This is a genomic window from Sphingobium sp. FW305-3-2-15-F-TSA7 (assembly GCF_058787155.1).
In genome coordinates this window covers 1-14,845 of the sequence record NZ_JBYSZM010000039.1, presented here as the reverse complement: position 1 = coordinate 14,845, position 14,845 = coordinate 1, and the positions used below count along the sequence as shown (strand labels likewise).

Annotated in this window: 11 protein-coding genes; 6 read left to right on the top strand and 5 right to left on the bottom strand. The window is 64.7% G+C overall.

Going from position 1 to position 14,845, the window contains the following annotated elements; translation table 11 throughout:
* Nucleotides 1-24 precede the first annotated feature (24 nt).
* Nucleotides 25-861 carry a creatininase family protein gene (locus AC3WN8_RS24995; protein ID WP_492672219.1) on the bottom strand — a complete coding sequence of 279 codons (837 nt, stop codon included), beginning with the start codon at nt 859-861 and terminating at the stop codon, nt 25-27.
* Between the two features lie 56 nt (nt 862-917).
* Nucleotides 918-3,866: a TonB-dependent receptor gene (locus AC3WN8_RS24990; RefSeq protein WP_492672218.1), complete on the bottom strand. Its 2,949-nt coding sequence runs from the start codon at nt 3,864-3,866 to the stop codon at nt 918-920.
* 184 nt (nt 3,867-4,050) lie between these two features.
* Here AC3WN8_RS24990 and AC3WN8_RS24985 point away from each other — a divergent pair, with 184 nt between their 5' ends.
* The 4 genes from AC3WN8_RS24985 to AC3WN8_RS24970 all read left to right on the top strand — a co-directional run bounded on the left by AC3WN8_RS24985 (nt 4,051) and on the right by AC3WN8_RS24970 (nt 7,134).
* Complete coding sequence (locus AC3WN8_RS24985) at nt 4,051-4,623, top strand: RNA polymerase sigma factor (RefSeq protein WP_492672217.1); 573 nt, start codon at nt 4,051-4,053, stop codon at nt 4,621-4,623.
* Entirely contained in the window at nt 4,620-5,588 is a 969-nt protein-coding gene (locus AC3WN8_RS24980) for a FecR family protein (protein ID WP_492672216.1), read from the top strand. Before AC3WN8_RS24985 ends, AC3WN8_RS24980 begins: the two co-directional genes overlap by 4 nt.
* Before the next feature lie 73 nt (nt 5,589-5,661).
* The gene (locus AC3WN8_RS24975) at nt 5,662-5,904 is read left to right on the top strand and encodes a hypothetical protein (protein ID WP_492672215.1); all 243 of its coding nucleotides are present in this window, start codon (nt 5,662-5,664) and stop codon (nt 5,902-5,904) included.
* A 270-nt stretch (nt 5,905-6,174) separates the two neighbouring features.
* The gene (locus AC3WN8_RS24970; protein WP_492672214.1) at nt 6,175-7,134 is read left to right on the top strand and encodes an alpha/beta hydrolase; all 960 of its coding nucleotides are present in this window, start codon (nt 6,175-6,177) and stop codon (nt 7,132-7,134) included.
* A 22-nt stretch (nt 7,135-7,156) separates the two neighbouring features.
* On the opposite strand, the gene AC3WN8_RS24965 is transcribed toward AC3WN8_RS24970, so the two are convergent.
* The 3 genes from AC3WN8_RS24965 to AC3WN8_RS24955 are packed head-to-tail and all read right to left on the bottom strand — an operon-like array spanning nt 7,157 to nt 10,860.
* Nucleotides 7,157-8,347, bottom strand: coding sequence for a cytochrome P450 (locus tag AC3WN8_RS24965; protein WP_492672213.1), 1,191 nt, complete (start codon nt 8,345-8,347; stop codon nt 7,157-7,159).
* A 19-nt stretch (nt 8,348-8,366) separates the two neighbouring features.
* The gene (locus AC3WN8_RS24960) at nt 8,367-8,687 is read right to left on the bottom strand and encodes a 2Fe-2S iron-sulfur cluster-binding protein (RefSeq protein ID WP_492672212.1); all 321 of its coding nucleotides are present in this window, start codon (nt 8,685-8,687) and stop codon (nt 8,367-8,369) included.
* Nucleotides 8,688-8,694: 7 nt separating this feature from the next.
* Nucleotides 8,695-10,860, bottom strand: a complete 2,166-nt coding sequence (locus AC3WN8_RS24955; RefSeq protein WP_492672211.1) for a TonB-dependent receptor — start codon at nt 10,858-10,860, stop codon at nt 8,695-8,697.
* A gap of 314 nt (nt 10,861-11,174) precedes the next feature.
* Here AC3WN8_RS24955 and AC3WN8_RS24950 point away from each other — a divergent pair, with 314 nt between their 5' ends.
* Complete coding sequence (locus tag AC3WN8_RS24950) at nt 11,175-12,659, top strand: aldehyde dehydrogenase (RefSeq protein ID WP_492672210.1); 1,485 nt, start codon at nt 11,175-11,177, stop codon at nt 12,657-12,659.
* A 19-nt stretch (nt 12,660-12,678) separates the two neighbouring features.
* Nucleotides 12,679-14,754, top strand: coding sequence for a PQQ-dependent dehydrogenase, methanol/ethanol family (locus AC3WN8_RS24945; RefSeq protein WP_492672209.1), 2,076 nt, complete (start codon nt 12,679-12,681; stop codon nt 14,752-14,754).
* Nucleotides 14,755-14,845: the final 91 nt, after the last annotated feature.

The following is a 14,845-nucleotide window of genomic DNA, read 5'->3' as shown; positions in this document are numbered from 1 at the left end:
TTCCTGATTTTACGCGGGCGGCTGTCAACGACAGGCACCCGCATCCTTCAGATACTCGCGCAACTCATCGGTCGCATAACGGATGCGGATTGCGGCATAATGTTTGCCAAGTGCCCGCGTCGTCTTGCGCGGATCGCCGGAAAAGCCCTCGGCATTCATCTTGCCGTTGCCGCCATTGGTAATGTCCCCGGCGCGCAACAGCTTCATCCGTACCGATCCGGGCTTGGCCGCCAGCGTCTCGGCCGTGTCCCATAGTCCGCCATGGCCGCCCGCGGGAATGCCGGCCGCCATGCTCTCCGCCTCGATCTGCCTGCGTGCGCGATCATAGCCGTCACCGACGAAGAACACGCGTACGCCCCGGCCCGCATATTCGGCATCGAGTTTCACGGCGAGCGCGCGCAGCTCCTTTTGCCCGTTGCCGTGATCGCCGAGCAGGGCAACGCGCTTGAAACCGCCATCGATCAGGCTGCGCGCAATCTCTTCGTTGAGCGCGGTGAAGGTCTGCGCCGAGATGCCGATGCTGCCCGCAAATGCGGCATGGACATCGTCCTTGAGACTGCGATTGGGTGCGAAGGGCTGGACGGGCGCGACGATCGCGTCGCCCAGGTTGCGCGCTATCGCTTCACCATAGACCCGGGCGCGGAAGAGATGCTTGCCCAGCACGACATGCGGCCCGGTCTGCTCGCCGCCCGCGCTGAAGATGATGCCGACGGGGCAGCCCGTATCGAGCTTCGCCCGCACCTCCTTCGTCGTCATATCCTCCAGGAAGACGGTGTCGGCCTGACTGGCTGCGACGGCGGGAACCGCTTGCGAGGCGAACAATGCGGCGACGACAAGCGCGCGCGTCGATTTGGCGGGCATCGATTTCCTCCCGATATGCATTGGATGATCGGCTATGGAAGCGGAAAGGCGCTCCATCAGAATTTCAGCTTCACACCGCCGGAGAAATAGCGCCCGATCGGATCGTAATTGTTGCTCCTGTAGCTGGCGAGCGCGGGCGCCCTGTCGAACAGATTGTTGACGTTGGCGAAGATCGTGAACTGGTCGACCGTGGCACGAAGGCCGAGATCGACATAGGTGCGGCTGGCGATCCTGTTGTTCGCGATATTCAACAGGCTGTTGAACAGGCCGCCATCGACATAGCGCAACCGCAGATCGGCGCCGACATGGCTGTCTTCATAACCGATGCTGGCCGAGGCTTTCCATTTCGGCGTGGTGAAACCCACGCTGTCGCCGACATCCCCCGCCCGGTCATAGACATTGACGCCGTCGTCGATCTGCAGCTTGAAGACATGCGTCGCCAGCGCGCGGATGCGGATGCTGGCATCGCTGGCGCCACCCAGCCGTTCGAGCGGCAGGACATAGGATGCTTCCAGATCCAGCCCGCGCGTCTTGTACGCCGCCAGATTCTGCCGTGTGCTGTAGAATGTCGTGATGTTTCCCGCCGCGTCGCGCGCGATCAGCGTGCACAGCGCCGTATTGCCGTTGAAACATTGCGTCAGCAGATCCTGCGCGCCGATCGTACCGATCACATCGGCGATGTCGATCCTGTAATAGTCGACCGAGATCCGGAAACCGGGCGCGAAGGACGGCGAATAGGATCCGCCGATCGTCAGCGTATTGGCGGTTTCGGGCTTCAGATCGGGATTGCCGCCGGTATAGCGGATATAGGAGACCGAGACATTGTTCCTGAACGGATCGGCGATCGTCCCGGTGCTGGTGCTGACCCCGGTATAGAGTTCGGAAATGCTCGGCGAGCGGATGTCGCGCGAATAGACGGTGCGCAGCAGCAGATCGTCGAACAGGCGCAAGGTGCCGCCCGCCTTCCACGTCCAGATGCCGCCGCTGGTGCTGTAGTCGCTATAGCGCGCCGCGCCGTTGAGCTCGAGCGCGGCACCCTCCACCTTCAGCAGCGGCAGGACGACCTCTCCGAACGCTTCCTTGACAGTGAAGCTGCCGTTGAGCGCGCCGATCGAATAGAGGAACGCGCCCGCATTGGTCAGCGGATCGCGGTAATCGGTCTTCATCTCCTCGCGCCGCCAGTCCACGCCCAGCGCGATCGAGACCGGCCCGGCCCAGGTGGAGAATGGATCGCCGCGCAGCGCCGCACTTGCCGCGTCAAGCTTGGTGGTCTGGATCACTGTGCTGCCGCCAGAGGCATAGGCGATGGCTTCGGGCGAGGCATTGCCCCGGCCGAACAGGTTCAGCGGGCGGCAGGGCGTGTTGGGATCGGTGAGCGCGACCCGGCAGACGATCTGATTGGTCGCCGGATTGCGGACGGCATCCAGCGCATTGTTGAAGGTGAGGAGATTGCGCTGGTTGTAGGTATATTGCTCGTTGCGCAATTCGCCATGATCATAGGAGGCGCTGTATTTCCAGCCGCCGCCCAGCGCCCCCTCTATGCCGATCGCACCTTCGACCGCGTCGCGCTGATAGCGGTAGCTGACGCCACCCGCCGGGCCGATATCGTCGAATATGCGGCCGAACCGGAAGGTCGCCGGTCCGGAAGCGAGCTGCGCGCGGAGCGCAGGAGAGAGGAAGGGATTGTCGCGCGAGATCGCGAAACCACCGCTGGTGGCGCTGGCGCGAAAGGCCTCGGGAAACATCTGGTAGCCATCGGTCCAGATCCGCGTCCAGCTGGCATCGACCCAGAGTTTCGCGGCGTCGCTCAGTTCGAAACTGGTCCGCGCGAACAGGTTGAGGCGCTCATAGGGCGCGCTGACCGGATAATAATCGCTGGCGCTACGGCCATTGCCGCCGATCGTCGTGGTGCTGTTGCTCTGGCTGCCGGCAACAAAGGGGCTCAGGCTGCCGTCGGGATTGAAGGTCATGCCCGCAAGGGCGCCGCTGCGGATGATGCCGCCGGGCGTCGCGTCAACGAAATTGACGTCGCGCGCCAGCAGCAATTGCCCATTGGGGAGGGTGAAGCTGTTCGCGTCGAGATTGGGGCGCGATCCGTCGTTGCGCCCGAAGATGCCGGCATCGTGGAGATATTCGCCCGCAGCCATGAAATGACCGCGTCCCCCAGCGAAACGGGTCCCCCAGCTGATCTCGGCGCCATAGCGCGCGCCATCCCCGCGAGAGGATATGCCCGTTCGGGCGCCGATCGAGATGCCCTCCAGCCTGTCGTCGAGGATGACGTTGACGACGCCCGCGACCGCGCCGGAGCCCCAGGCGGCGGAGGCGCCGCCGGTGACCACCTCGACACGCTTGATCAGGCTTTGCGGAATGCTGTTGAGATCGTCACTGCCCACGAAACGATGGCCGTTGAGCAGGGTGAGCGTGCGGACATCGTCCAGCCCGCGCAGATCGGCAGCCGCCCGGCCGCTAGAGGCGTTGGCGCCGGTGGTGGAGGGCGAGATCGTCGCGCGGAACTGCGGCAGCTCGTTGAGCGCCTGGCCGACGCTCACCGGATTGCCCAGCCGCAGATCAGCCTGGTTGATCACCGTCGTCGGCGTCGGCGCGTCGAAACCCGCGCGGGCGATACGCGATCCGGTGACGACGATATCGGCCTTTTCGCTATCGGTTTCCACGGATGGCGAAACCGTCGAAGCCGCGATGGGAGCTCCCTGGACGATCGCGATCGCGCCTGAACTTTGCCGCTGCGCCCGGAAACCCGTGCCTGTCAGGATCGAGGCAAGCGCCGCCTCCGCCGAAATAGTGCCTCTTGCGCCTGCCGACTGGGCACGCCGGACCTCATCGACCTTATAGATGACCTGCAGACCCGACTGGCGGGCATAGGCGTCGAGCGCGGATTTCAGACCACCTGCAGGGATACGATACTCGCGAGTCTGCGCCTGCGCGGGCGAAGCGATCGCGACGATGCAAACCCCACACGCCAATGCCGCTGCCAAGCTCTTGATCATCATCACCCCCCGTTCGCCGGCCACATTCCCATGGTCCATCGGGGAGACAAGACAATCGGTCGTCACAAAGCCGTAATGTCCCTGCCGGTTGCGGTGCGTCCGAATTGGACATTACGGCTATTCGGCGCACGATTGTCTTAGCACATACATCGCGACCAAGCGTTTGGAGGAACCCGGCCGGCGGATGATCGACAACGAGACCCTCAACGCCTGGTTCTGCCGGGAGGTGCTCCCTCTCGAACGGGCGTTGACGGCCTTTATCCGTCGCAACTGGAGAGTGGCGGACGACGTGATCGACATCAGGCAGGAAATCTACGAACGCGTGCTCAGCAGCGCGAGCAACGGCCTGCCGGCCAATGCGCCGTCCTTCGTCTACACATTGGCGCGCAACCATCTGATCAATTCCGCCAAGCGCGCGCGCATCGTTTCCTTCGATCTGGTCGCCGATCTCGAAAGCGTCGATCGCGACGTCGATATGCTGGCCGCCGACCGCCACCTGACGGCGCGCGACGAACTGCGCCGCGCGCAGGAGGGGCTGGCCCGCCTCTCGCCGCGCTGCCAGGAAGTGGTGCGCCTGCGCAAGCTGGAAGGGCTGAGCACGCGCGAGGCGGCGGAGCGGCTGGGCGTGGGCAAGGATGCGGTGGAACGTCAATTGGTGATGGGGATGCGCGCGCTCGTCGATTTCATGGCCGGGGGCACGGGCAAGATCGTCTGGCAGAATCGCCAGCGCGCCCGCAAGACGCGGGGTGAACCATGAGCCCCGCCGCCGAAATCGAGGATCGCGCCGCACAGTGGCTGATGCGCCGGGAAGAGGCCGACTGGTCCGAGGCTGAGCAGGCCGCGCTCGATGCCTGGCTCGACGCGTCGATGGCGCACAAGGCGGCCTATTGGCGGCTCGAACATCATTGGCGCAGGGCGGACAAATTGCGCGCGCTGGGCGGCGGCACGGTCGAGCCCCTCGAAACCCGGCGGGAGAGGCCCCGGCGCATCTGGTGGACCGCGATCGCCGCATCGCTGCTGGCGGTGGTCGGCGCCGGCGCCGCGATCTACGGCTTTGGGCCGGAAAAGCCGCAGGCGATCGCGGATGCGCGCTTCACCACCCCGGTCGGCGGGCACCGGATCGTGCCCCTGTCCGATGGCAGCCGGATCGAGATGAACACGGCGACGCTGGTGCGCACCGCGATGACCGGGGAGAACCGCGAGGTCTGGCTCGACAAGGGCGAGGCCTATTTCGAGGTCGCCCATCGCGAGGGGCAGCCCTTCATCGTCCATGCCGGCAGCCGCACGGTGACGGTGCTCGGCACCAAATTCTCGGTGCGGCGCGACGGCGAGAAGGTGACCGTCTCGGTTCTGGAAGGGCGGGTGCGCGTGGACGATGCGAGCGCGCAGACGGTGCCCGCCGCGATCATCACCGCCGGCGACATCGCGATCGCGCGCGGCCCATCGACCCTGCTTGCCGCCCGATCGGAGGAACGCGTGGAAAGCGCGCTCGCCTGGCGCAACGGCATGCTGACCTTCGACCAGTCGACGCTCGCTGAAGCCGCCACCGAGTTCAACCGCTACAATCGGAAGCGGATCGAGATCGCGGATCCCGAGGCGGCGGATATCCGGATCGGCGGCACGTTCCGTGCGTCGGGCATGGATGATTTCGTGGCACTCCTGCGCGACGCCTATGGCCTGAAGGTGGAGGGGGATGCGGCGGTGATCAGGATTTCGAGTTAGGTCGTGGGCTTATAAACGGAAGTGGCTGGGAAGCTGCCGTTGCGCCACTTCGCGCTTCCGCTAAACTTCCTGGATGATTTACAATATCATCGACAGACGAACGAAACCGTATCGCTGGCGTGAAGTGAATGCGATCATTGAAGCGACGTCGCACGACAATGCCTGCACGGATGCGGATCAGCAGCCGCCCTCCGATGATGATTTGACCTATGATCAGCGAGAGAGCATCTCGCTTCGGGAGGCAGTGGCATGGGCCAGCGAACAGCGCTCGCCGGTGACGCTGTACCTCTACGACAAGGGGGCGGGAATCGCCTGACGAACCACCGCAACCGGGGCGTTGGCAGGTGCTGGTGCCGGGGGAGCGGTGGATGCTCTTCTGCCTATCCCTAGGCCCCGGCTGATCACCTCGCCGAGTCTGATCCACCGGCCCGGCTAAGGTTCCGGCGAACATAACCACCGCTTGTAATGTCGGCTAGTGGAGCGCCAGCCGGCTGACCGCTGTGAAGCCACGACCCAGGACATTACGGCTTTAGCCGCTTCGATTGTCGATCCTGCCGGGACTCCACGAAATCAGGCAGGCTCTGGAATGAAACGCATCGGACTTATCGCGCTGTGCCTCTTGGCGAGCCTGGCCACGGCAACGGCGGGACATGCCGACGAACCCTTTCTGAAGCTGGCATCGCACGACATGACCTCCGCCGAGGGGCTGTCCTACCGGATCATCGTCGCGCCGCCCGCCGGGCCGGCGCCCAAGGCGGGCTATCCGGTGATCTATGTGATGGACGGCAATGCCTGGACGCCAATGGTGTCGGAGGTGATCCGCACCAACCTGGATTTCGGTGGGCGCAGCAAGGTGGAGCCGACGGTGGTCGTCGGCATCGGCTATCCGATCGAGGGCGTCTTCGACATGAAGCGCCGCCCGCACGACCTGACCACCCCGACCGATCGGCCGCGCCCCACCACCAAGGTCGTGCCAGCGAACAGCGGCGGCTATGAAGCGATGATCCGCTTCGTGCAGGAGCGGGTGAAGCCCGATATCGAGAAACGCTTCCCGATCGACCGCACGCGCCAGACGCTGGCCGGCCATTCGCTGGGCGGCCTTTTCACGCTGCGCACGCTGATGAACCATCCCGACTGGTTCCAGACCTATCTGGCGCTGAGCCCGTCGATCTGGTGGCACGACGCCGCCTTGATCAAGGAGGCGCTGGCGCTGTCCCCCGGCCCGGCGCAGCGCGCGGCGCGCGTCTATATCGGCGTCGGCGAGGCCGAGGAATATATGTCCGCCAGCTATCAGGCGGAGATGGAAGCCGAGGTGCGGAGCCGGCTTGCCGCCGATCCCAAGGCGTTCGGCGGCGGCAGCGTCCAGGCGATCATGGCGCGCCGGCGGGGCCAGGAATATCACATGGTCGAAAATGCCCGCGATATGGCGAGGATACTGGGCGACAAGGGGCTGAAGGTCCGTTTCGACCTGTTCCCGGAGGAAGACCATTTTTCCGGCCTGCCCTCGCAATTCGGCCGTGCCGTTCCGTTCGCGCTCAGCAAGTGAGCGCAATGACGATGGGGCGGCGTCACACCGGCCGGGGCGCAAACACCACCGGCAAGGTCTTCAACGCCCGCGCCTCGCTCGACGTGTAGGACGGTTCGAAGCCCTTCTCTATTGCGTAGTCGCCGATGCGGCGCAGCACCGTCTTCAGGCAGATCTCGATCATCACACGCGCATAATGGCGGCCGATACAGACATGTGCACCGGTGCCGAACGACATGTGATCGCGCGCGTCGCGCGAGATGATGCAGCGATCGGGCTCCTCGAACTTGTCCGGGTCGCGATTGGCGGCGCCGTTCAGCGCCAGCACGAAATCGCCGGGTTTCAGCGCGCCGCCGTCCAGCTCGGTTTCCCTGGTGACCGTCCGGCGCAGCGCCTGGATCGGTGTGGTGAAGCGCAGGAATTCCTCGATCGCGCCCTCCCAGGGCACCTCACCCGCCAGCAGCCGCTGCTTGTCATCGGGGTGCTGGCCGAGATGATAGAGCGCCCCGCTCATCGCCGAGCTGGTCGAATCCAGTGCACCGAACAAGGCCAGGATCAGCACTTGATAGCCTTCGGTGTCGGTCAGCATCCGCCCGTCGAATTCCTCCTCGATCAGGCATTGCAGCAGGTCGTCGCGGCGCGGCGCGGTTCGCCGTTCGGCGACGAGCGCGGTCAGATAGTCGGCGATCTCGCCATAACGCTGCACCCAGCCGTCATGATCGATCAGCCGGTTATGGACCATCCACAGCAATTTTTCCGACAGCATCAGCCGGTCGGTGCCCGGCACGCCGAGCACGGGCAATGTCGTCATGGCGAGGAACGGCCGGGTGAGCTCGTTGACGAGATCGGCGGTGCCCCGCGCAGCGAAAGCGTCGATCAGTTCGTCGGCCAGCGCCTGGATGCGCGGCCGGTCGGCATCGGCGGCTTCCTGGGTGAAGAAGCGGTTGAGCACCCGGCGCCAGCGCGTGTGGCTGGGCGGATCGAGATCGACGGGCAGCAGCCGGACGAGCTGATCGGGCAGGCCAGCCCCTTCCGCCGACGAGAAGGTGCGATAGTCCGCGAAGACGCGCTTCACCCCGTCATAGCTGGTCGGGAAATAGAAGCCGCCCAGTTCGTCCGAATGACCGAGCGGACATTTGCCGCCGCGCACCGCACCGAACACGGCATAGGGATCCTGCATGATCTCCGGATCGTGATGGCTGAAATTGGTCTGGGTATAGTCCGGATCGGTCATTTCACTCTCCACTCCGTCCTCACCGCTGGCTGCGCGGCGTGAGCACGGTCATGCCCTCCATCGCCGGCGTCACCGCGATCTGACACGCCAGGCGACTGCGATCGTCGACATCGACGCCGAATTCGAGCATCTCGCGCTCGTCCTCCGACGCCTCACCGGTCAGCGCCCGCCATTCGTCCGGAATGTAGACATGGCAGGTGGCGCAGGCCAGCGCGCCACCGCATTCGCCCTCGATGGTGGAGACGCCGTTGCGCACGGCGGCATCCATCAGATTGGCGCCCTCGATGGCCTCGACCGTCGTGGCGGTGCCGTCCCGATCGACATAGTTGATCCTGACCATAAGCGACCTATCGCGTCTTGAAGCTGAGCGTGACGCCGAACGAGCGTGGCGGCGCGAGAAACTGGATGTCGCCCAGCGCCTGCTCGGTCCGGTTGAGATAATAATCCTTGTCGAGCAGGTTGCGCGCCCAGAGCTGCACGCCGAAGCGATCGTCGGTGGACCGCCAGCCGAGCGTGGCGTTGACCACGACATAGGATGGAATGGCGAGCCGGTTGGCGGCGGACACGAACACCTTGCCACGATAGGCGGCGGTGCCGTTCAGGTTGAACTCGCCCATGCTCGACGGGATGCGATAGTTGAACGACACATTGCCGCTGGTCTTGGGCGCATAGATCAGGTCGTTGCCGGTGGCATCGACGACGCTCTGACCGCCGAGCAGCGGCGAAGGCGGTGTGTAGGTGGCGTTGGGGAAATCGGTATATTTGCCGTCGAGCCAGCCGAACCCGGCCGAGAGGGTGAGATTGCTCGACGCCTTGATCGTCAGGTCGGCATCGAAGCCATGAACGCGCGCCGCGGCGGCGTTGGTCGTCAGCACGGCGCCGCCGCCGGTGATGTTGAAGACCTGAATGTCCTTATAATCGTAGATGAACGCCGCCATGTTGAGGCGCACGGTGCGATCCGCGAGCTGCATCTTGAGGCCGACTTCATAGGCATCGAGGATTTCGGGGCGATAGCCCGGCGTACCGGCATTGATCATGTTGAAACCGCCGCTCTTGATGCCGCGATTATAGGAGAGATAGCCGAGGATATCGTCGTTGAACTGATGATCGATCGCCGCGCGCCATGTCAGTTTCTTGAAACTCTGGTCCTGCGGCAGATCGGGCAGGATCGTTATGCCGTCGCCGACGATGCTGCCCTTGGTGTCCTGCTGCTCGGTCGTATAGCGCAGGCCCAGCGTCAGCTTGGTATTGGTCAGCAGCGGAAAGGTCGCCTGGCCATAGGCCGAATAGGATTCGGTCTTCTGCGATCCGTAGAGGTCGAGCGACGTGAAGGGCGCCGCGGCCGCCCCCTGGAGACGCAGCGGCGTGTAAGCGTATTTCGCCTTGAAGAAATAGCCGCCGGCCAGCCAGTCGATCTTCGAGTCCGTCGGCGCGAGCAGTTGGAGCTCCTGCGAGAAGCTCTCGGCGAACTGGTTGATGAACGCCTTGACGATCGGCGTCGGCGTCGCATCCTGGTCGAGATGGAAATCGCCCGTCACATGGCGATAGCCGGAGATGCTGGCGAAGCGCGCGAAACCCAGATCCTGGTCGAGCCGCAATGACGCGCCATAGACTTCATTGTCGCCCTTATTGGCGAAATCGGTGCTGGTCCGGCGCTTGCCCGGATAGCTGGTGACGCCGTCGGCGCCGATCACGCCCTGTGCCAGCTGATAGTCGGTGCCCGTCGATTTCAGGCGGCTATAATCGGCGGTCAGCCGGATCTCGGTGGTGTCGCCCGGGGTCCAGAGCAGTTTCGAGCGGACCGCGAACTGGTCGCGCAGGAAGATATCCGTCTTTCGGAAAATGTCCCGGCCATAGCCGTCGCTATTCTTGTCGAAGCTGACGGCGAGATCGATCGCCGCGTCCTGGCCGAGCCCTACCGAACCATAGGCGCGCGCCTCGATCGTGTTGAACTTGCCATAGCCGATGCTCGCATCGAGGATCGGCTCGTGCGCGGGATCGCGCGTCACGATCTGGATGACGCCGCCGGTCGCGTTGCGGCCGAACAATGTGCCTTGCGGCCCCTTGAGCACCTCGATCCGCTCGACATTGTTGAATTTGAAGATGTTGCCGGTGACCGACGGGATATAGACGCCGTCGACATAGGTCGCGACCGAGGCCTCGTCATTGGGATTGGACTGGTTGGATCCGACGCCGCGCAGGAAGGGCGTCACCGAGACGCCGTTTTCGGTGAGCGTCAGGTTCGGCACCGCCGCTTCGAGCGACAGCGTATCGGTGATCTGCCTGGACTGGAGATCGTCGGCAGTGACCGCACTGACCGCGATCGGAACACGCTGGAGCGACTGGGACTGGCGCTGTGCGGTGACGACGATATCGACCAAGCCCTGGTTCTCGGCGGCCTGATCGTCAGCCGCCTGCCCCGGAGCAGTCTGGCCGGCCGCCAGGGCATAGCCCGGCACCGCAAGGCATGCGGCAAGCGCGACACCCGCCCGCAATATGGCACGAGTCTTCATGCGAATTCCCCTCTCCAAAACAGGGGCCCTTCTTTGTGGCCGGCCCTCTGCACCACCCGCCCCGGCACCGGATGGCGCCAAAGAAACAGACAATGTTAGTCTAATATCGATTCGATAGGGGAATTGCAACGGCTCAGTTTTGATGGCCCCGCGACCCAATATTCGTGCCGCATCCGTCATCAAGCCGGGTTTTTCCGCATATGCGAAGGAAAGAACGGGCTCCGGCGTGCCGATCGATCCGCTTGCTGCAGATATAAAACGTCGTTAGGATGAACACCAAGCACTCGATCGATGAGCGCGTGACAGGAGATGCGATGACCGGGGATGAAGACACGCTGGCACGAGTCAGGCGCGGCCGTTTCCTGATCGGCGGAGAGTGGATCGAGCCGGGCGATCGCCCGACTTTCGACATCGTCACGCCGTCCAATGAGACGGTGTTCGCCAGCGTTCCCTTCGCCGGAGCGCAGGATATCGACGACGCCGTCGCCGCCGCACGTCACGCCTTCGACCACGGGCCATGGCCGTGGCTGCCGCATCAGGAGCGCGGTGCTTACCTTTCGCGCATCGCCGATGCGCTCGACGAGAATAGCGCACTGTTCGCGCGCATCTGGACGTCGGAGGTCGGCGGATTGATCGGCTATGGCGGCCATATGGTCGCCGCCGCATCCGGCATCTTCCGCGACTATGCACGGATGGCGACCGAATTCCCCTTCGTCGAACGCCACACGCCGACGGCGGGCGGCAATGTCGGGCTGCTGATCCATGAGCCCGTCGGCGTGGTCGGCGCGATCATCCCCTGGAACGGCCCGATCCTGATGCTCGCATCCAAGCTGGCGCCGGCATTGCTCGCGGGCTGCACGACTGTGGTGAAGATGTCGCCCGAGGCGCCGCTCGAAGCGGTGCTGCTCGGCGAGATCGTCGAGGCGCTCGGCATTCCGCCCGGCGTGGTCAACATAGTGATGGCGGACCGCGCCGAATCCGAGCTGCTCGTGCGCAACGAGGGTGTCGACAAGATCAGCTTCACCGGGTCCAGCGCTGTGGGTCAGCGCGTCGCGTCGATCTGCGGCGGACGCATGGCACGCGCCACGCTGGAACTGGGCGGCAAATCGGCCGCGGTGGTGCTCGACGATTCACCGCTGGAAACCGTGATCGAAGCGATCGCGCCGCAGGTCGGCATGCTCGGCATGCAATTCTGCTCCGCGCTCAGCCGCGTCATCGTGCCGCAAGGCCGTCACGACGCGCTGCTCGACGGGCTCGCTGCGGCGATGAAGCAGGTCAATGTCGGCGATCCCTTCGATCCGTCGACCGGCATGGGGCCGATGTCGATGAAGCGGCAGCTCGAACGGGTTCAGACCTATATCGAGAGTGGCCGGTCGGACGGGCTGACGCTCGCGACCGGCGGCGGCCGGCCCGCGGGGCTCAATCGCGGCTATTATGTCGAACCGACCCTGTTCGGCGACGTGCCCAATGACGCACGCATCGCGCGCGAGGAGATTTTCGGGCCGGTGATCTGCGTGATCCCCGCGCGCGACGAGGACGAAGCGATCGCGCTCGCCAATGACAGCGATTTCGGCCTCAACAGTTCGGTCTTCACCGCCGATCGCGACCGCGCGATGCATGTCGCGCGGCGGCTGCGCGCCGGCACGGTCGGGCACAATGCGTTCCGCAGCGATTTCGGCATCGCGTTCGGCGGCTTCAAAAGATCGGGAATCGGGCGCGAAGGCGGCCGGGCCGGGCTGATGCCCTATCTCGAAAGCAAGACCGTGATCCTGGACGAAGAGCCGTCGATACTGGCCTGACATATGCGGGGGACGAGTGATGAAGCGGTTTCTGACGATCCTCGGGGGCGGGCTGACGATGCTGCTCGCGGCGTGCGGCGGCGCGACGAGCCAGAGCGCATCGGCTGACGAATGGCCTTTCTACGGGCGAGATCAGCAGGAGCAGCGCTTCAGCCCGGCCGATCAGATCAACCGGTCGACCGTCGGCCAGCTCGGTCTCGCCTGGTCGCAGGAAGTCGACAGCGACCGGGGTCAGGAAGCGACGCCGATCATGGTCGACGGCGTGATCTATGTCAGCACCGCCTGGTCCCTGGTCTATGCCTTCGACGCGGCGACCGGAAAGCAGCTTTGGAGCTACGACCCGCAGACCTCGCGCAAGGCACTGGTCAGCGCGTGCTGCGATGCGGTCAATCGCGGCGTCGCGGTGTCGAACGGCCGGGTCGTGGTCGGCACGCTCGACGGCCGGCTGGTCGCGATCGACGCGAAGACCGGCAAGCTTGCCTGGTCGGTCAACACGCTGGAGGGCGCCCCCGCCCAGATGCGCTACACCATCACCGGTGCGCCGCGCGCGGTGAAGGACAAGATCGTGATCGGCAATAGCGGCGCGGAGATGGGCGTGCGCGGTTTCGTCACCGCCTATGACGCGCAGACCGGCAAGCTCGCCTGGCGCTTCTACCTGACCCCCAATCCGAAGGGCCAGCCCGACGGCGCAGCGTCGGACGAGGCACTGCGCGACAAGGCCGCCGCGACCTGGGGCGATGGCGAATGGCGCAACAGCGGCGGCGGCGGGACGGCCTGGGACGCGCTGACCTACGATCCCGACGCCAACCTGCTCTATATCGGCACCGGCAATGGCGGCCCGTTCGACTATTTCGTGCGTTCGGGCGGCAAGGGCGACAATCTGTTCCTGTCGTCGATCGTCGCGGTCGATCCCGATACCGGCAAATATGCCTGGCATTACCAGACGACGCCGCAGGACGCGTGGGACTATACCGCGACCCAGCAGATCATGTCCGCGCGGCTGAAGATCGACGGCCAGGATCGTGACGTGGTGATGCAGGCGCCCAAGAACGGCTATTTCTACATACTCGACCGCAAGACTGGAAAGCTGCTCTCGGCCAAACCCTTCGTGCCCGTGACCTGGTCCAAGGGGATCGACATGAAGACCGGCCGGCCGATCCTGTCGCCCGGCGCGCATTACGAGAAATCGCCCGCGATGCTGCAGCCCGGCCCCTTCGGCGCGCATTCGTGGCAGGCGATGTCGTACAGCCCGCGCACCGGACTGGTCTATATCCCGGTCCAGCTCACCACCGGCGTCTATGAGCGGCTGGCCAAATTCGAGCACCGGCCGATCAGCCAGAATGCCGGCATCGCCATGAGTGAATTCCCCGAGGATCAGCTGGATGCGGTGCGCAAGGCGACGACCGGCCAGCTGCTCGCCTGGGATCCGGTCGCGCAAAAGGCGCGCTGGTCGATCCCGCATCGCTGGTTCGTCAATGGCGGCACCTTGGCGACCGGGGGAGACCTCGTCTTCCAGGGCGACATGGACGGCATCCTGTCGGCCTATGACGCCTATGACGGTCGCAAGCTCTGGTCGTTCGACGCAGGCATGAGCATCATCGCTCCGCCGATCAGCTACCGCGTGAAAGGCGAACAATATATCGCGGTCATGGCGGGGTTCGGCGGCGCCGGCGCGCTGGTCGGCAAGATCGTTCCCGATCACGCCCGCGCCAATGGCCGGCTGATGGTGTTCAAGCTGGGCGGCGTCGCGAAACCGGCCCCGGCCGCGACCGTATCGCCCGCGGCGATCAATGTCGCCGGCCTCACCTCCACGGGCAATCCCGATCTCGGCATGGCCGAATATGACCGGACCTGCGCGGTGTGCCACGGCGCCAACGCGTCGGTGCTCTATACCGCCGACCTGCGCCGATCGGGCGCGCTGCGCGACGCCGGACTGTGGAAATCGATCGTGATCGACGGCGTGCTCCAGGATCAGGGCATGGTCGGTTTCAGCCAGATCCTGACGCCGGAACAATCGGAGAATATCCGGGCCTATGTGCTGCGACAGGCGCGCAAGGCGGGTGCGAAGCCGGTGGTGGCTGGTCGGGGGAGTTGAAGGCCCTCCCTCTACGTCATCAACTCAGATGCTGGCGAGCTGATCACGAAGCTTAGCGTTAGCGATGATGATGAGTTTGCGCATGGTTGCG